This is a genomic window from Pedobacter sp. AK017 (genome assembly GCF_014200825.1).
Lineage (GTDB): Bacteria > Bacteroidota > Bacteroidia > Sphingobacteriales > Sphingobacteriaceae > Pedobacter > Pedobacter heparinus.
In genome coordinates this window covers 32006-48322 of sequence record NZ_JACHCW010000009.1, presented here as the reverse complement: position 1 = coordinate 48322, position 16317 = coordinate 32006, and the positions used below count along the sequence as shown (strand labels likewise).

General features: G+C 42.4%; 22 protein-coding genes. All 22 read left to right on the top strand.

Annotation, left to right across the window (positions count from 1 at the left end; translation table 11 throughout):
- The first annotated feature begins 365 nt into the window (after positions 1 to 365).
- On the top strand, positions 366 to 2210 hold the full coding sequence (locus HDC92_RS14045; protein WP_183875394.1) for a serine hydrolase domain-containing protein: 1845 nt from the start codon (positions 366 to 368) through the stop codon (positions 2208 to 2210).
- A gap of 80 nt (positions 2211 to 2290) precedes the next feature.
- Entirely contained in the window at positions 2291 to 2533 is a 243-nt protein-coding gene (locus HDC92_RS14040; RefSeq protein WP_183875392.1) for a hypothetical protein, read from the top strand.
- A gap of 292 nt (positions 2534 to 2825) precedes the next feature.
- Positions 2826 to 3458 carry a Crp/Fnr family transcriptional regulator gene (locus HDC92_RS14035; RefSeq protein WP_183875390.1) on the top strand — a complete coding sequence of 211 codons (633 nt, stop codon included), beginning with the start codon at positions 2826 to 2828 and terminating at the stop codon, positions 3456 to 3458.
- 66 nt (positions 3459 to 3524) lie between these two features.
- Positions 3525 to 4322, top strand: a complete 798-nt coding sequence (locus HDC92_RS14030; protein ID WP_183875388.1) for a sulfite exporter TauE/SafE family protein — start codon at positions 3525 to 3527, stop codon at positions 4320 to 4322.
- Positions 4323 to 4333: 11 nt separating this feature from the next.
- A complete protein-coding gene (locus tag HDC92_RS14025) occupies positions 4334 to 4792 on the top strand; it encodes a methyltransferase family protein (protein WP_183875386.1) in 459 nt (152 codons plus the stop codon).
- 41 nt (positions 4793 to 4833) lie between these two features.
- Positions 4834 to 5409, top strand: coding sequence for a YeeE/YedE family protein (locus tag HDC92_RS14020; RefSeq protein WP_255484531.1), 576 nt, complete (start codon positions 4834 to 4836; stop codon positions 5407 to 5409).
- A gap of 2 nt (positions 5410 to 5411) precedes the next feature.
- Positions 5412 to 5825 carry a DUF6691 family protein gene (locus HDC92_RS14015; RefSeq protein ID WP_183875384.1) on the top strand — a complete coding sequence of 138 codons (414 nt, stop codon included), beginning with the start codon at positions 5412 to 5414 and terminating at the stop codon, positions 5823 to 5825.
- 9 nt (positions 5826 to 5834) lie between these two features.
- Positions 5835 to 6308, top strand: a complete 474-nt coding sequence (locus tag HDC92_RS14010) for a rhodanese-like domain-containing protein (RefSeq protein ID WP_183875382.1) — start codon at positions 5835 to 5837, stop codon at positions 6306 to 6308.
- A complete protein-coding gene (locus HDC92_RS14005; RefSeq protein ID WP_183875380.1) occupies positions 6305 to 6682 on the top strand; it encodes a DUF983 domain-containing protein in 378 nt (125 codons plus the stop codon). Before HDC92_RS14010 ends, HDC92_RS14005 begins: the two co-directional genes overlap by 4 nt.
- Positions 6683 to 6764: 82 nt before the next feature.
- Positions 6765 to 6977 (top strand): DUF2892 domain-containing protein, encoded by a 213-nt coding sequence (locus HDC92_RS14000; RefSeq protein WP_183875378.1) that lies wholly within the window; start codon positions 6765 to 6767, stop codon positions 6975 to 6977.
- Positions 6978 to 6990: 13 nt separating this feature from the next.
- Positions 6991 to 8328, top strand: a complete 1338-nt coding sequence (locus HDC92_RS13995) for an MBL fold metallo-hydrolase (protein WP_183875376.1) — start codon at positions 6991 to 6993, stop codon at positions 8326 to 8328.
- Between the two features lie 87 nt (positions 8329 to 8415).
- On the top strand, positions 8416 to 8877 hold the full coding sequence (locus tag HDC92_RS13990) for a DsrE family protein (protein WP_183875374.1): 462 nt from the start codon (positions 8416 to 8418) through the stop codon (positions 8875 to 8877).
- A 10-nt stretch (positions 8878 to 8887) separates the two neighbouring features.
- Positions 8888 to 10315 carry a bifunctional metallophosphatase/5'-nucleotidase gene (locus HDC92_RS13985; protein ID WP_183875372.1) on the top strand — a complete coding sequence of 476 codons (1428 nt, stop codon included), beginning with the start codon at positions 8888 to 8890 and terminating at the stop codon, positions 10313 to 10315.
- 36 nt (positions 10316 to 10351) lie between these two features.
- Positions 10352 to 10990, top strand: coding sequence for a TlpA family protein disulfide reductase (locus HDC92_RS13980; RefSeq protein WP_183875370.1), 639 nt, complete (start codon positions 10352 to 10354; stop codon positions 10988 to 10990).
- A 43-nt stretch (positions 10991 to 11033) separates the two neighbouring features.
- Positions 11034 to 11204 (top strand): DUF202 domain-containing protein, encoded by a 171-nt coding sequence (locus tag HDC92_RS25375; RefSeq protein WP_221270965.1) that lies wholly within the window; start codon positions 11034 to 11036, stop codon positions 11202 to 11204.
- Positions 11205 to 11760: 556 nt separating this feature from the next.
- Positions 11761 to 12090: an ArsR/SmtB family transcription factor gene (locus tag HDC92_RS13970; protein WP_183875368.1), complete on the top strand. Its 330-nt coding sequence runs from the start codon at positions 11761 to 11763 to the stop codon at positions 12088 to 12090.
- Positions 12091 to 12128: 38 nt separating this feature from the next.
- Entirely contained in the window at positions 12129 to 12698 is a 570-nt protein-coding gene (locus HDC92_RS13965; protein WP_183875366.1) for a DUF6428 family protein, read from the top strand.
- Between the two features lie 7 nt (positions 12699 to 12705).
- Positions 12706 to 13197: a GNAT family N-acetyltransferase gene (locus tag HDC92_RS13960; protein WP_183875364.1), complete on the top strand. Its 492-nt coding sequence runs from the start codon at positions 12706 to 12708 to the stop codon at positions 13195 to 13197.
- Between the two features lie 9 nt (positions 13198 to 13206).
- Entirely contained in the window at positions 13207 to 13626 is a 420-nt protein-coding gene (locus HDC92_RS13955; RefSeq protein WP_183875362.1) for an arsenate reductase ArsC, read from the top strand.
- A gap of 3 nt (positions 13627 to 13629) precedes the next feature.
- The gene (gene arsB / locus HDC92_RS13950; protein ID WP_183875361.1) at positions 13630 to 14709 is read left to right on the top strand and encodes an ACR3 family arsenite efflux transporter; all 1080 of its coding nucleotides are present in this window, start codon (positions 13630 to 13632) and stop codon (positions 14707 to 14709) included.
- 26 nt (positions 14710 to 14735) lie between these two features.
- Positions 14736 to 15473, top strand: coding sequence for a metallophosphoesterase family protein (locus HDC92_RS13945; protein ID WP_183875359.1), 738 nt, complete (start codon positions 14736 to 14738; stop codon positions 15471 to 15473).
- Positions 15474 to 16069: 596 nt separating this feature from the next.
- The gene (locus HDC92_RS13940) at positions 16070 to 16240 is read left to right on the top strand and encodes a hypothetical protein (RefSeq protein ID WP_183875357.1); all 171 of its coding nucleotides are present in this window, start codon (positions 16070 to 16072) and stop codon (positions 16238 to 16240) included.
- The last annotated feature ends 77 nt before the right edge of the window (positions 16241 to 16317 follow it).

The window sequence follows — 16317 nt, the reverse complement described above, 5'->3', positions numbered from 1 at the left end:
ACAAGCCACCATGAGCAGGTACACCAGAATTGCCTTTGGAGCCACCTGTTTATAATCCGGACTTTGTATTGTGATGACAGCTAGTATCAAAAACAAACCTGATAAAAACATCACATGTATCTTTATTCCCCGTTTAAAGATATTTGAGAATGTGTGTTTTCCTATTTCCATAGATCAAATATCCAACATTTAAATTAACTATTAGATCAACGAAGTTCAATGACCTTTAAAAAGTGATCAAAATAGTTATTCGGTGGACAAACGTTTCGTCCCATTTTTTTTATCATCTGCATCCCCTTTGGTCATATCCGTCCCCGTCTTCTCTTGATATAAGCCAATTAATTGATATTCGGATAAAAACAGCAATGAAAACTTTCTTCACCCTATTGATCTGCGTACTGAGCTGTATAAGCTCAAGCAGCCAGCCCAGACTCAGGCCCAATTCCATAGCCCAACTAACAGATTCCATTCGGAATATTGTTCGTAAACGGAACATCCCCGGTCTTATGCTGGGTATCGTTACCAAAGATAGTGTACTGTTCTCAGGTGGTTTTGGCTATGCAGACCTGAAAAACAAGAGGGCTGTAAACAGCAAAACCTTGTTTCGTATGGGTTCCATTACCAAGTCGTTCGTAGCCATAGCGATACTAAAGTTAGTAGAGCAAGGCAAGCTAAATCTCACCGACCGGCTAAGATATCTTGCCCCAGAGGTCCCATTTACAAACAACTGGGAAAACACGTACCCCGTAAGGTTGGTGAATCTACTCGAACATACCACAGGCTTTGATGATTTCAAATTCAATAAAATGTATACCCTTGAACGCCGGCAGTATAGCTCTGAAGAAATGATGTTAGAACAAAAGGCATCAATGGTCTGCCGCTGGAGACCTTCAGAGCGCTATACTTACAGCAATGTAAATTATGCTATCCTTGGCTATATCATTAGCAAGTTCAGTGGGACGGAATACGATCAATACCTAAAAGAAAGCATTCTACTCCCTTTAGGTATGACTGTATCCAATTTTAACACCTGGAGCAGGATGCCCTTTCTCGACACTAGGGAATATTCAAGTGCTTCAGGTCAGCTCAAAGAAGTGCCCTCAGTAACGTTATTGCCCGGTGCCGCAGCCTCCTTATGGTCTTCGGCAGATGAGATGAATATATTCCTGCAATCCCTGATCAACCTTGACAGTCGCTTACTATCAAAAAAAAACTTTGAACTTATGGAAAGTCCAACCAGTTCTATAGGAGCGACTGCCGGGTTAATGACGGGATATGCGTTGGGAAATGAAGATTTTGGGACAAACAGGGGGCATGATGGCACCATAGGCACCTGCAAATCCAGCTACAGATATAATAGGAAGTTGGGATATGGTTTCGTACTTTCATCGAATGCCAACGGTCTGGGAAGTATCGAAACCCTAATCAACCAGTATCTAATTGACAAATATTCCAACATTAAAAAATCAGAACCATTAACTAGCATCCCCTTAAATAAAAAAGAGCTTAGACCATACCTAGGTTATTACCAAAAAGAGGATCCTAGGTATAATTTACTGGCTTTTGCAGATCGACTGTTGCTGCTTAAGGTTGAGATCAAGAACGATACCTTACAATACAATATTTTAGGGCGAACGCACCAACTGATACAAACTGCTCCTTTGGTTTTCCGAGAAAGATGGGGGACACAGGCCGAGATCGCTTTTGCCATTAATGCCGAAGGTAAAAAAGTCATGATCGTCAATAAACATTACACCGAAAAGGTACCTCTATCAAAAGCATTTAGCTGGCTTATTATGATCATCCTGGCTCTGGTTTTTGGGTTATACGCTGTTTTTTCTGGGATAATTGCTATAGGTTATATCCTCATTAAAAGGCAAAAGCCTAAGTCACTACATTTTTTCATTCTACCCATGCTCAGCTTGGTTTTATTAAGTTGGGGCATTTATGCATTTATGCATATCTATAACAACAGTTACCTACTTTTTCAGCTTGGTGTACCCTCTGCAACATCAATTTCAATTTTTATGGGGTTAACCTTGTTTGGCATCTCTACCTTAATAAATGCCTTGGTACTTATTAAAAAATTAAAAACTATAACGAGCCGGTATAAACAAGGTATTCTTATCCTGACTGCCTTATCTTTACTGCTGATAGCTGGCATTTTGTTAGCAAATGGTTGGATAGGGCTTAGATTCTGGAAGTTATAATAAGGTTAATACCTATCCACTTCATAAATTCATGAAAAGTTTTGAGAAAATGAAAAATAATTCAGCCTTTAACAATCAATATGTTAAAGGCTGAATTGTATCAAAGTGTACCCTTCGAAAACCTTCTGTCACACAGTTTCTTGAAGGATTTGGAACGTTTAGCCAACATTGCAGGCGGTTCTGTAGCAGACCCCCTTAGTAGGGATTTCAAGAAAAAATATCAACGTAGGTTTACCCAAAAAGAAAGCCCAGAACTTCCGTTATCAAAGATTTACGAGATGTATGGCTGTGTTTACCTGAACAAGAAGAAGCCGAAAGAATAACCGAGAAGTCAACATGTGTATATGTTTTGGTGTGTATATTTTCACCAAAACATATACACTGGTGATTTAATAATATGTTACAGCTTGCTGGACCAGATTGTTTGATAGCGGATGACATGGCGATCCGATATGAAGATCACATCGGTTACCATACTGCCATCTTAAAATAATATCACCCGTTCGGACCTTAATTAGGTTTCCGTTTTTTTATCATGATTAACTAAGGCACACTAAAGAATATCAAGCATTCATATTTCTTCGTTATCTTTACAGAAACCTCAAATTCTTACCAATGACCGCAAGCGATTTTCTCGAAAAGCTCTTTCCCAATTTTGAACCGGCACTGAAAAAGGTGTTGGCGGAAAATGCCGTGATCCGTGATTTCCAGGCCGGCGATATGCTGATGACAACGGGCCAGAATATGCGTTCAACTGTGTTGATCGTGGAGGGAATGGTCAAGCTTTATAGAGAGGGAGAGGAAGGGAAGGAGTTCTTTATGTACTATCTCCAGCCAGGAAATGCCTGTGCACTGTCGATGATCTGTGCCACCAAGCAGGAGACCAGTCAGGTGATGGCCACGGCCGTGGAAGACACCAAGGTTCTGATGATCCCCATAGCGCTGATGGACACGCTGATGAAAGAGTACAGGACCTGGTATTATTTCGTCATGGAGACCTACAGGATGCGCTTTGAGGAACTGCTCGTGGTGATTGACCACATCGCATTCAAAGGTATGGATGAACGCCTGGAATTCTATCTGGATAAACAGTACCGGGATCTAGGGACAAGGGAACTGGTGATTACCCATAGTGAAATTGCATCTGATTTGAGTTCTTCGCGGGAGGTGATCTCAAGGCTACTCAAAAAAATGGAACAGCGGGGCGATGTGGTGCTTCACCGCAATTTTATTGAATATCTAAAATAAGCCTGTGTGACTTAGGTCACCGTCCCATGATTTTAATGCCTGCATCTTTGTTATACAGATCAGACCATGGAAATCTTTGCATACTTTGCCAGCGCACTAATTGGGATTTCCCTAGGACTCATTGGAGGTGGCGGATCAATCTTGACCGTTCCGGTAATGGTGTATCTTTTCGGCGTCAGCCCTTTACTGGCTACTTCCTATTCCCTTTTCATAGTAGGTTCAACAAGTTTGGTCGGCGCCATCCAGAATTTCAGGAATGGCTTTGTCAAGGTGAAGACGGCTTTAATGTTTGGCGCCGCGTCAATCAGTACAGTCTTTTTAACCAGAAAATTCCTCATACCGTCAATTCCAAAACACCTTTTTTACATCGGCAGTTTTGAGGTTACCGAAAACATCATGACCATGGTGCTTTTTGCTATCCTGATGCTAACAGCAGCCGTTGCAATGATCAGGGACAACGATTCATTGGAAAAGGAACCTGTCCCTGCTAAACCCGCTGGTCTGTTCACCCTTTTGCTTTACGGGGTGGCAATTGGTCTGGCTACGGGACTTCTCGGTGCGGGCGGCGGTTTTCTGCTGATCCCAACCCTGGTGCTGCTGGTTGGCTTGCCCATGAAGGAGGCGGTTGGCACTTCGCTTTTGATTATTGCGCTGAACTCATTGATTGGTTTTACCGGTGATCTGGGACATTTTACCATCAACTGGTTTTTCCTTTTAAAAATTACTGGTATTGCAATTGCTGGGATCATTATTGGGGGACTGATCAATAAGAAAATACCTGGAGCCAGTCTTAAAAAAGGATTCGGATGGTTTGTGATGCTGATGGGTCTGTATATACTGACCAAAGAATTATTTCTTAATTAACTAACTAATCAATGTTTGAACGCACAAAAGTAAAAGACTTGATATATGTAGCCGCCCAGCTCTGCCTACTGGTCGCTTTTATCTTAGTGCCGCCCCTGATTGAGATCGGCATTGCCGGGTCTTACCGCAAACTTGCGTTGATCCCCGCAATTGCAGGGGTGCTCATATCCTTAGTAGCTATCCTGCAACTCAAAAGTAACCTCACGCCGTTTCCTTCCCCAAGCCAAAATGGTACCCTCATACAAACTGGTCTTTACAAGTACGCCCGCCATCCAATTTACACTGGTATAATCGTCTTTATTTTTTCTTATTCCCTGTTCTCTGACAGTTTATCCAGGTTGACCATTTCCATTGTGCTGCTGTTATTGTTTTATTTTAAGTCGCGTTATGAGGAAGGGCTGCTGACGCAGAGGTTCGCAGAATACTCTGCCTATAAAATCAGAACGGGAAGGTTTTTTCCATTTGTCTAGGTGACTTTAGTCACAGAGTACCAGATCTTGAATGCGGATATTTGAACAAAGATAAACTTATGCTTGAAATCATTAAACAACCCTGGCCCTGGTACACCTCGGGCGCTATCATTGCCCTTATTATGGTGATTCTGCTGTACTTCGGAAAATCGTTCGGCTTCTCGTCAAACCTTCGTACCCTATGCAGCATGGCCGGCGCGGGTAAAAAAGTGAAATTTTTTGATTTCCACTGGAAAGCCCAGCGATGGAACCTGCTTTTTTTAGCCGGTGCTGTTATAGGTGGATTTATATCCGCCACTTTACTTAAAAGTGATGAGCCGCTACAGCTTTCAGCTTCAACCGTTAGTGATCTCGCTAAGCTGGGCATCGGTTTTGATGGCGGGCTGAATCCTGAGACGCTGTTCTCGATCAATTCACTTGCCTCTCCAAAAGTGATTTTATTGTTGTTGTTTGGAGGCGTGATGGTCGGTTTTGGATCTCGCTATGCTGGCGGATGTACATCCGGCCATGCAATCAGTGGCCTTTCTAATCTTCAGGTGCCCTCGCTGATTGCGGTAATCGGCTTTTTTATCGGCGGGCTTGCCATGACCCACCTTTTATTCCCCTTATTTTTTTAACCATGAAGTTTTTAAAATATATACTCACCGGGATTTTGTTCGGTATTGTGATGGCAAAGTCCGAGGCCATATCCTGGTTCAGGATACAGGAGATGTTCCGCTTCCAATCCTTCCATATGTTTGGGATCATTGGTACAGCCGTCATCCTGGGTGTGGTTGCTGTTTACCTGATTAAGAAATTCCGTTTAAAGGATCTTAGTGGCGAAGAGATCAAATTTCAGGATAAGGATATGGCCTGGAAGAAATACCTGATCGGCGGGACAATTTTTGGTTTGGGCTGGGCGCTCACAGGTGCATGCCCAGGGCCGATTTTCGTAAACATTGGCTACGGTTATCTCGGAATGGTTGTTGTAGCTTTCGGTGCGGTTGCCGGTACTTACCTGTACGGACTGATCAAAAATAAATTACCACATTGATAAAGACCTATGAGAAAGATCCTGATTAAAATATTTGCTGCCTCCGCGCTATTGATATCTACTGGACTGAGCAGCCAGGCTCAGGTGAGCCCGACCCCAACTTTACAATCCAACCCCTGGACGAATGCCCAGTTGATGCAGCCTGCCCAGCTCGCCTCGATGATTAAAGAAGGCAGGAAAGTTCGTATCTATAACATCGGCGTAGTGGACGATATCCCCGGAGCAATCAACATGGGAGCGGCAAGTGAAAAGGAAAACCTTGCCAGGTTTGGCCAGATCGTTAAGACCCTGCCTAAAAATGAACTGATCGTAGTGTATTGCGGCTGCTGTCCGTTTGATCGCTGTCCCAATATACGGCCGGCATTCAACCTATTGAAAGCACAAAAATTTTCCAAGGCAATGCTTTTGAATTTGCCGACCAACCTAAGAACTGACTGGGTGAGCAAGGGGTATCCGCTTAAGTCATCAACGAAAAAGATATGACCAAGCTTCTGGCAGTAATCAATCACAAATGCTCCAGGTGTCGTCATGGAGATATCTATGAAACTTCTATGTTCAGCTATAAGTATTCAAGAATGCACAGCCATTTTTCCAATTGCAACCTGGAGTACGAGATCGAGCCAGGCTTTTTCTGGGCGGCAATGTATGTTAGCTATGTACTGATCATAGCTGAACTGGTGACAGCGGGCATTATAGCTTTTATGGTATTTGACAGCAGCCAGCAGTGGAGTATAATCGGCTTAACAGTATCTCCGGTGATATCGCTTTTTGCTTTCAATTTTCGGTACGCAAGGACTTTACTGCTTCACTTCTTATCTCCCATAAACTTTGATCCGAACTACGAAAAATCTTTATAGCAGGTAATGGCTGTGTGACCAAAGTCACCGACGTTCAATCCCTGATGTGGTAAATTTGTTTGTAACCAAAAAATTAAGCAATATGAGAAACAACATGGGCACCCTCGACCGGTCAATAAGAATAGTAATTGCCATGGCAATCATCGTGCTTTATTTTACACACCTTATTTCTGGCACAACGGCCATCATTCTATTGGTGATTTCCGGGATTTTTATCCTTACAAGTTTTATGAGCTTTTGTCCGCTCTATGTGTTATTAGGCATCAATACCTGTGTAGTAAAAAATAAAAAATAAAAATTTCAGAATTATGAAGATAAAGCAGTTTGAAGACAAATTTTTATCCCATTATAGTTACGCTATTTTAAGCGAATGTGAAAACAAAGTGATTTTAATTGATCCCGCACGAAATCCACAGCCTTATTATGATTACGCAAAGGAAAACAATGCGGAGATCATAGGTACAATTGAAACCCATCCGCACGCGGATTTTGTGAGTTCGCACCTTGAAATTCACAAACAGACCAGTTCACCCATCTACGCGAGCAAGCTGACTCAGCCTGCCTATCCGTTCTTGTCGTTTGACCAGGGCGATGTGCTGGAAATCGGGAAGATCAAGCTCAGGGCACTAAATACTCCCGGCCATTCGCCAGACAGTATCTGTATCGTGCTGGAACATGAGGGCATTGACAAGGCGCTGTTCTCTGGAGATACGCTTTTCATCGGTGATTGCGGCAGGCCTGACCTGCGCGAAAGTGGTGGTGATGTAAATGCTGAGCGAATGCACCTGGCATCCCACATGTACCATTCTTTAAGGGATCAGCTGATGAAACTGTCCGATGATGTGGTGCTCTATCCAGCGCACGGGGCAGGAACGCTTTGCGGCAAGGCGCTTAGGGAGGCCAACAGCAGCACTATGGGTGAAGAAAAGAAAACCAATTGGTCATTGAAAGAGATGACCGAACAGGAATTTGTCAAAGAGCTGACTTCCAACCAGCCATTTATACCAGCCTATTTTCCTTATGATGTAGCGTTGAACAAAAAAGGTGCGGCTGATTTCCAGCCTTCGGTAGCTCAGGTAGCGATAAGCGAAGGCAATCCCGAAGAGCAGGAGAATACCTGGATCATTGACAGCAGGAAGGACACGGAGTTCAAAGCCGCTCACCAGCAGCATTCGGTCAATATCATGGAAGGTACCAAGTTTGAGACCTGGCTGGGGAGTATCATCAGCCCGGAAGAACCCTTTTACCTGAAGGCTAAGGATGAGGCGACACTAAAGGAATTGATTGCCCGTACTGCTTCCATCGGTTACGAGGGACAGATCAAGGGCGCATATTTTGCCGGAGGTGGCGAGCTCAAAATGGAAGCGCTGGATCTCCAGGACTTCCGAAATGATACCGGGAAATACACTATTGTCGATGTCAGAAATGAATCCGAGGTCAAGGAACACAAGATATTCAAGGACAGCATTCCCATTCCGCTTGGTGAGCTAAGAGACCGGATTGATGAGATCCCGAACGGTAAGCCCATCGCGGTACATTGCGCAGGTGGATACCGGAGTGCGGCAGCCAGTTCGATGATCGAGGCTGAAAAGAAAGGTAAAGTGCCGGTATTTGATATTGGTGAGGCGATCAAACAATTCAGTTGATCATCAAATAACGATGAAATTTTGACCGTTCCAACAAAACGGTCTTTTTATGGTTTATCTATACATTAGAATTAGTCCAACGCAAAAATGAAATGTTTTAAAGCCCTTTTGTTCAGCATTGCCCTGTTATGGGTGTCAAATCCCCTTTCCGCACAAACAGCTGCTCCGGTGGACAGCTTTAAGGGTGCAAAAGCAACTAAAAAGCATTATAAGGCATTGTATGTGCTCAATAGCGGCGAAGAAAAGAAGATCGCCGGAATCATCAGGAACATCAACAATGCCCTGAATGATCCGCGCCTGAAAGGCAAGCTGGAAATTGAACTCATCGTATTCGGTGAAGGGGTTGCAGCATATTACAAAACAGGTAAGTATCAGGAGCCGCTAAAAGACCTTTCCCAGAAGGGTGTAATCCTCGCCCAGTGTGAAAATACGCTCAGAGAGCGAAAGATCGATAAGAAAGACCTTTTTGATTTTATCAGTTATGTGCCCAGTGGAAATGGGGAGATTATTATAAGGTCTGCACAGGGCTGGGTAATTGTTCATCCTTAATCAGCAATCTATGAAACTATCAATAGGTTATTTGAACGATGTACACGGATACCTGGAACCCCATCCAGAACTTTTTTTTGAGGGGAAAGAGAAACTGATCAGAACTGCAGGCGGATACGCCAGGATCATGACGCTGGTTAAACAGATGAAAGCCGAAAATCCGCATACGCTCGTCTTTGACGGTGGGGATACTTTTCATGGTACACTCCCATTGATCCAGAGCAAGGGTGAGGCCATAATGCCGCTGCTCAAAGCATTTGGATTCAGTGCGATGGTGGGGCATTGGGACTTTGCCTATGGAGCTGAACAATTGCTGAAACTTCAGGCCGGGATGGGCTATCCGGTTCTGGGCATCAACGTTTATAAAAAGGATGCTGGGCTACTGCTCGATCCATACAGGATTATTGAAACAGGTGGCCTAAAGATCGGGGTGATTGGGATCTGTTCAAACATCATCGACAAGACCATGCCCAAAGAATTCAGCGATGGGATCACCGTTACAGATGGGATGAAAGAACTTCCCGATGCGACTCAGGTCGTGAAGAAAGAGGGTGCCGATCTGATAATTCTCTTATCGCATAACGGCTATCCCCAGGATATCAAAATGCTCAGCGAAATTCCTGGAATCGATGTGTGCTTGAGCGCCCACACCCATAACAGGTTATTTGAACCGACGTTGGTCGGAGAATCTATCATCATCCAGTGCGGATGCCATGGTGCGTTTCTTGGAAAACTTGATCTTTTCATTGATAAAGGGAAGATCAGCGACTACAAGTATCAGCTGGTGCCGGTAACCGATGCCATAGAAGAAGATATGCAGACTAAAGAGATGATCGAGGAAATTATGAAGCCTTATCAGCACCTGAAAGGCGAAATTGTTGGTGAAACAACAGGGCTGTTGCATAGGTATAATACACTTGGTTCGTCGATGGACGATCTTTTACTTCGATCGATTTGTGGTGCCGCTAAAACCAGCGTCGCGTTTTCAAATGGCTGGAGGTATGGTATTCCGGTTGCTCCTGGCAAGCTGACCAATTGGGATCTCTATAACATAGTTCCAATGAACCCGCCGGTGTCTGTAGTGGAACTGACCGGATCGGAGATCATCAAAATGCTGGAAGAAAACCTGGAAAGGACGTTTTCATCAGAACCCATGTTACAGATGGGCGGTTATGTAAAGCGTGCAGTTGGGCTGCATGTTTATTTGAGAATCGAGAATCCAAAGGGGCACCGTATACAACAGGTATTTATTGGTGATCAGGCACTCGATAAACAACAAACTTATAAGGTAGCGTTTATAACCAGCCAGGGCGTACCGGAGAATATTGGTCACAACAGAAGAGACCTGGACATTGATGTGATAAAAGCGGTTACCGACTACTTGCAGCAGCATCATCCTTATCGGCCACATAAGGAAGCATCTTTCACACTTGTTTAGCCTGCGTAACAGTTAAAACATGATATTAATAGCAATATGGAACAAAAAACGGAAACTACTAATCCTTCAATAAATCCTCCCAAAAAAAAGTGGTACTCTTTCTCGAATTTAAGTACGGCAGTGCTTGGGGTGTTTTTGATTGCGATGTTTTTCAGTCCCGATCTGAAAGGAACAGTAATTCAAGGATTAATGAAGATAGGGCTTTTTCAACCTGACATTCCGAAAGAAGTGGCAGGCAAGGTTTCGAATGCTGCTCAGGCGGCTCAACCTCCGGAGGTCTCCTTTACGGATGTTACCGGTAAAACCATCAACCTTTCAAGACTTAAAGGCAAAGTAGTCTTTCTGAATTTTTGGGCGACCTGGTGTCCACCTTGTATTGCAGAAATGCCCTCGATCAATAAATTACGTGCTAAATATAAGAGTAATGAGAAGGTAGTTTTTCTTTTGGTGGATGTGGATAGTAAAATTGATGCTTCAACTGCGTTTATGAAGAAACGTAAATTTGATTTACCTGTGTATGTGCCAGCTAGTGAGGTTCCGCAGGAGTATTTCTCAGGCTCAATGCCTACTACAGTCATTTTAGATCGCGCAGGAGGCATTGCATTCCATCATGTGGGTGGTGCAGATTATGGAAACCCTGAAGTTTCTGCTTTTATTGACAAGCTCAGCAAATAGCTGTTTTAAACTTTCAACCGTTGAACTTGTTTAATGAGTAATTATGGATGCTAATAATAAACCACTTCGAGGAAATGCTGGTGATCATTTGGCCAATGAAAGGACATTTCTGGCATGGATACGAACAAGCATAGGCATAATGGGCTTTGGCTTCGTAGTCGTGAAATTTTCACTCTTTGTCAGGCAGATCGGCATTGCCCTTGGGCACCAATAGTTGCGCCACAACCTGGCTACTCACACTGATAGGCATTATGCTTGTCTGACTTGGCGGGGTAACAATCGCGTTTTCTTATTTGAGATATCACAGTACAAGAAAGCAACTTGACAGCAGACAGTATTATCATTCCACTGTTCTTGTTGAGATTTTGACCGGGCTTATTATCTTGATGTGCATTGTGTTATTGATGCATCTGATGAAAACAAAGTAAACAATCTTCACGGCTAATAGTGTAATAAATATGGCTTCCAAGAGAAAATTGATGAAGTCCATGACGTTTAAACCTTGCTATAAAAGCAAAAGTAATTTCTACTAGCCAGTTGATAGAATAAGTTTTTGCCAGATTTTATTGAATACTTTAGTAATGTTGGTTTGATACTTGTCTCTTGATCATGGTCGCATTTATGACTTATAGTGGTCTGTAAATCATATGCTTCATTTCCACAGCGTTCGATAAAATTTGCCTAGTTGGTAAGTAGAGTGATATGAGGAAAATAAATGAAACAAAATTTTGCATTCTTAAATATCTATCGTAATATTGCAATATAAAATTATGGGACTTACAAAATCAGAAATATTCACCGACGAGCAGAACCAGCTTTCTACATTGCTGAAAGCGATTGCGCATCCTGCGCGTATTGCCATCCTGCAAAGGATCATCATATCGAATACCTGTATTTGCGGGGACTTGGTAGGTGAACTTGGCCTTGCGCAAGCAACCATTTCACAACATTTGAAAGAACTTAAAACATCAGGAATTATTCAGGGTACCATTGAAGGCGTAAGCGTTTGTTACTGCATCAATCCTAAAACCTGGAAATTACTGGAAGAACAATTGGGTGCTTTCTTGGGCTCTTACAAGGGCGAGACTACCTGCTGTTAACCTTTTTTTAATCACATCAATCGTTAAATTGCAATATTATGGAGCCTACAGAATTGACAAACTGGCAAACATTTAAAGCCACATTAGAACAACATCCGGATTTAACCCTTCAATTCCAATATGCGGAAGGCAAATGGGTTGACGCATCTTATCACATTACCGAGATCAAGCAGGCACCGATTGTATCTGTTGATTGTGGCGGAAAAATGAACACCTGGACAGAAATTATCGTACAGCTTTGGGAACCATCTGTACAAGATAGTGAAAGGGCAATGCAGGTCAGCAAAGCACTGTCAATTGTAAAGCTTGTTGAAAAGTCATTGCCGCTTAATCCGCTAGGAACAGTCAAAATCGAATTTGGGAATTCACAATTCGATACCAGACAGATGTATCCGGGTGAATTTCTGATAGAAGGCGACAACTTAATCGTTAACCTCATCCCTGATTTTACCCAGTGTAAAGCCATCGGCCGGGGCGGAAGTTGCGGAACAACCGAATCAGGCGAAGAATGTTGTGCGCCAGCTGTGAAAACAGAAAAACCAAAATTACAAATGGTGAATCTTGCAGGTGCCGGACAGACTTGTGAACCAGGTTCGGGTTGCTGCTAAAAAGAGTATGGAGATCGTAGAACTACGCCCAGACCATTGGGAAGAGGTAAGAACCATATACCTGCATGGCATTACGACGAAGCAGGCTACATTCCAAACTGATGCACCTTGCTGGGAAGATTGGGATAAGGGACACCTTTCAGCACTTAGATATATTGCGATAATTGACGGCATTGTTGCTGGCTGGGCAGCGCTATCGCCCGTCTCATCAAGATGTGTTTATGCGGGTGTAGCTGAAGTCAGTGTTTACATACACGAAGGTTATCGGGGTAAAGGAGTCGGTAAAGCACTACTACAAAAGCTGATCACTGAAAGCGAGACCAGTGATATATGGACATTGCAGTCTGGCATCTTTCCGGAAAATCTGGCGAGTATTGCCTTACATGAAAAAATGGGCTTCCGCACAATTGGGTATCGGGAAAAGGTAGCAAAAATGGACGGGATATGGCGAGATACAATGCTGATGGAAAGAAGAAGTAAAATAACAGGACAAGATTAAAATTTAAGAATGAAAAAAGTATTAGTACTCTGCACGGGAAACAGTTGCAGAAGCCAGTTGGCAGAAGGTTATTTGAGGCATTTTGCCGGGGATCAGGCAGAAATCTACAGCGCCGGGATAGAAACTCATGGTGTAAATCCGAAAGCCATTCAGGTTATGTCAGAAGACCACATTGACATCTCCGGGCATACCTCGAACAATGTAGATGAATATGTAGGAATCGATTTTGATGCGGTGATTACCGTATGCGATAACGCCAATGAAGCCTGCCCTTTCTTTCCTGGCAAGGTGGAGCGTTTCCACTACAATTTCCCTGATCCTGCAAAGGCTACCGGAACGCCAGAGGAAATCATCAATGAATTCAGAAGGGTGCGTGACATGATCAAAACCTATTCAGCTGATTTTGTGAACCAGCATATCAAATCATAAATAATGAGTGCAAACAACTGTGCCCCCGTGGCAGAAAGAAAAAAGCTTGGCTTCTTAGATCGTTATTTAACATTATGGATCTTTATAGCAATGGCCATTGGAGTAGGTATCGGCTTCTTTATCCCATCTTCATCCGGTTTCATCAATTCATTTTCAAGTGGAACAACTAATATTCCTTTGGCAATCGGGCTAATATTGATGATGTATCCGCCACTAGCTAAAGTGAGGTATGAAAAGATGGGAGAAGTATTCAAAGACACCAAAGTGCTCAGTGTTTCCTTGGTGCTGAATTGGGTGATCGGCCCGCTTTTAATGTTCTTTTTAGCCATAACTTTTCTTAGAGATTATCCTGAATATATGGTTGGGCTGATCCTGATTGGTCTTGCACGTTGCATAGCTATGGTGGTAGTATGGAACGAACTAGCCGAGGGTAACCGTGAATATGCCGCTGGCCTGATCGCCTTGAACAGTATTTTTCAGGTTTTACTTTACAGCGTGTTTGCCTATGTTTTCATTACGGTATTGCCTCCGTTTTTTGGTCTTAAAAGCCTGGAAGTAAATATTACCATTGGCGAGATCGCAAAAAGCGTCGGCATTTATCTGGGTCTTCCATTTGCAATGGGCATTATTTCCCGATATGCACTCATTAAGCTTAAAGGCGAAGAATGGTTCAGTAGCAAATTTGTGCCATTTATATCACCTATTACGTTAATCGCTTTGCTGTTTACAATTGTAATTATGTTCAGCTTGAAAGGTAATTTAATTGTGCAGATACCGATGGACGTAGTTCGTATTGCTATACCACTGGTGATTTACTTCTCCATCATGTTTGTCATCAGCTTTTTTGCAGGCAAATACTTTGGAGCAGATTATTCCAGAAGTACTTCTATTGCCTTTACTGCTACAGGTAATAACTTTGAACTGGCAATTGCAGTGGCAATAGGTGTATTCGGTATTAATTCGGGTCAGGCATTTGCAGGTGTTATAGGGCCACTTGTGGAGGTACCTGCATTGATTGCACTTGTCAACCTTGCCTTCTGGTTCCGTAAAAAGTATTATAAAGTTGCAGAAACCACAAACTAAAGACCATTCTAAACACTTTCTCAAATATGAAAATTGCACTATTTTCAGACATACATGCCAATATTCTGGCATTTGACGCAATGCTAAAAGACCTGGACACCCAAAAACCGGATGCAATCTATTGCCTGGGTGATTTAGTTGGTTATCATATCTATCCAAATGAAGTGATAGACGAAATCCGCAGGCGGGGAATTGCAACATTAAAAGGTAATCACGATGAAAAGGTTGAAAAAATTACTACCACTACTGAAAGTCTAAATGAAGCGGGTAAAAAATATGCCTATCATTTAATCCGCGAGGACAACAGGGAATATCTGAAAACACTTCCGGCGCACTTCAGGTTAGAATTTAGGCTTAACGAAGAAAAACTCAATCTTGTATTTGCGCATGGCAGTACTAGAACCATAGACGAATATGTGTTGATAGACACTGATGAGAACTATGTTTTGAAAATGCTTGAAGAAGCAGGTGCAGATATGTTATTTATCGGGCACTCCCACAAGCCCTACCACCGGATCTTAGAAAACGCTGAGGGAAAATTCAAACACGTGATCAACCTGGGTTCAGTTGGAAAACCAAAAGATGGTGATCCAAGAGGTTGCTATGTAATCATTTCATTAAAGCCGACAAGTTCCACGAATGACAAGGACAGCATTTATGTTGAATTTAGAAGAGTAGAATATGATGTAGATGCCTCGGCAAAATCAATTGAAGATAGCCTATTGCCAGACGAGTTTGCCCAGGGCTTAAGAACCGCCAAATAATCGCCTTTCCTACGCTTCTGCCACGCTAGGATTTCAGATTTTTAATGTGTAACAGCCGCGCATCAACAGTTATCAGTAAATATTTCGATTGCATACACATTCCAATTACTAAAGCAAGCTATGACTGTAGGCTAAAAATCAGATTACTAGCAGTTTAAATTCGAATTAGGTAAAAAAGATACACATCATTGGTATACGAGCATTATATAAAAGTCGGTATGTAAATATGCATAGTTTGACTGTATTCAACGCCTATTTTGCTCTTTTATACAGGGGTGAAAAATCAAATTTTGGACCTCTGCCAAGGATCTGCGAAAATCTAGATTTATACAAAAAAAGCTTAGGAGACAATCGCCTGTTATTGAGCAAGACACCAAACAGACAAACCACTTATAATCAGCTTATTAAATGATAAATTTACAATAACATAAGTGGAAAGGTGTGATTTTAGGGTGAGATGGATAAAAAATAAGGCTTTTTAAGCAAATTTACTAAATAACTGATTTACAAATATTTAACTATAAAAATTATCTTTACTGTTTTACCCATATATTCTACTCCTTGACAACCTGCTCTCACTGGATTTTGTGAAGGATATGGAGAAATTAGCCAACATTGCAGGAGGAACAGTTGCAGAACCCCTTAGTAGGGACTTTAAGAAAAAGTACCAGCGTAGATTTACCGAGAAAGAAGGCCCAAATATGCCTTTATCTAAGATTTACGAGATGTATGGATGTGGTTATCTGAATAAGAAGGATCGCAAATAACAATAATTTTATTCACCAGTGTATAGAGGATGTGTGTATGTTTTCACTAAAAACTATACACTGGTGATTTTTGAATC

Excerpts from the sequence above, each read along its gene's own strand:
- HDC92_RS14010 (WP_183875382.1), top strand. The coding sequence starts at position 5,835 with ATGAGAAAGATCCTGATTAAAATATTTGCTGCCTCCGCGCTATTGATA.
- HDC92_RS13985 (WP_183875372.1), top strand. The coding sequence starts at position 8,888 with ATGAAACTATCAATAGGTTATTTGAACGATGTACACGGATACCTGGAA.
- HDC92_RS14030 (WP_183875388.1), top strand. The coding sequence starts at position 3,525 with ATGGAAATCTTTGCATACTTTGCCAGCGCACTAATTGGGATTTCCCTA.
- HDC92_RS14015 (WP_183875384.1), top strand. The coding sequence starts at position 5,412 with ATGAAGTTTTTAAAATATATACTCACCGGGATTTTGTTCGGTATTGTG.
- HDC92_RS14000 (WP_183875378.1), top strand. The coding sequence starts at position 6,765 with ATGAGAAACAACATGGGCACCCTCGACCGGTCAATAAGAATAGTAATT.
- HDC92_RS14025 (WP_183875386.1), top strand. The coding sequence starts at position 4,334 with ATGTTTGAACGCACAAAAGTAAAAGACTTGATATATGTAGCCGCCCAG.
- HDC92_RS25375 (WP_221270965.1), top strand. The coding sequence starts at position 11,034 with ATGGATGCTAATAATAAACCACTTCGAGGAAATGCTGGTGATCATTTG.
- HDC92_RS14040 (WP_183875392.1), top strand. The coding sequence starts at position 2,291 with ATGTTAAAGGCTGAATTGTATCAAAGTGTACCCTTCGAAAACCTTCTG.
- arsB (WP_183875361.1), top strand. The coding sequence starts at position 13,630 with ATGAGTGCAAACAACTGTGCCCCCGTGGCAGAAAGAAAAAAGCTTGGC.
- HDC92_RS13970 (WP_183875368.1), top strand. The coding sequence starts at position 11,761 with ATGGGACTTACAAAATCAGAAATATTCACCGACGAGCAGAACCAGCTT.
- HDC92_RS14005 (WP_183875380.1), top strand. The coding sequence starts at position 6,305 with ATGACCAAGCTTCTGGCAGTAATCAATCACAAATGCTCCAGGTGTCGT.
- HDC92_RS13995 (WP_183875376.1), top strand. The coding sequence starts at position 6,991 with ATGAAGATAAAGCAGTTTGAAGACAAATTTTTATCCCATTATAGTTAC.
- HDC92_RS13965 (WP_183875366.1), top strand. The coding sequence starts at position 12,129 with ATGGAGCCTACAGAATTGACAAACTGGCAAACATTTAAAGCCACATTA.
- HDC92_RS13955 (WP_183875362.1), top strand. The coding sequence starts at position 13,207 with ATGAAAAAAGTATTAGTACTCTGCACGGGAAACAGTTGCAGAAGCCAG.
- HDC92_RS13945 (WP_183875359.1), top strand. The coding sequence starts at position 14,736 with ATGAAAATTGCACTATTTTCAGACATACATGCCAATATTCTGGCATTT.
- HDC92_RS13990 (WP_183875374.1), top strand. The coding sequence starts at position 8,416 with ATGAAATGTTTTAAAGCCCTTTTGTTCAGCATTGCCCTGTTATGGGTG.
- HDC92_RS13940 (WP_183875357.1), top strand. The coding sequence starts at position 16,070 with ATGGAGAAATTAGCCAACATTGCAGGAGGAACAGTTGCAGAACCCCTT.
- HDC92_RS13980 (WP_183875370.1), top strand. The coding sequence starts at position 10,352 with ATGGAACAAAAAACGGAAACTACTAATCCTTCAATAAATCCTCCCAAA.
- HDC92_RS14045 (WP_183875394.1), top strand. The coding sequence starts at position 366 with ATGAAAACTTTCTTCACCCTATTGATCTGCGTACTGAGCTGTATAAGC.
- HDC92_RS13960 (WP_183875364.1), top strand. The coding sequence starts at position 12,706 with ATGGAGATCGTAGAACTACGCCCAGACCATTGGGAAGAGGTAAGAACC.
- HDC92_RS14035 (WP_183875390.1), top strand. The coding sequence starts at position 2,826 with ATGACCGCAAGCGATTTTCTCGAAAAGCTCTTTCCCAATTTTGAACCG.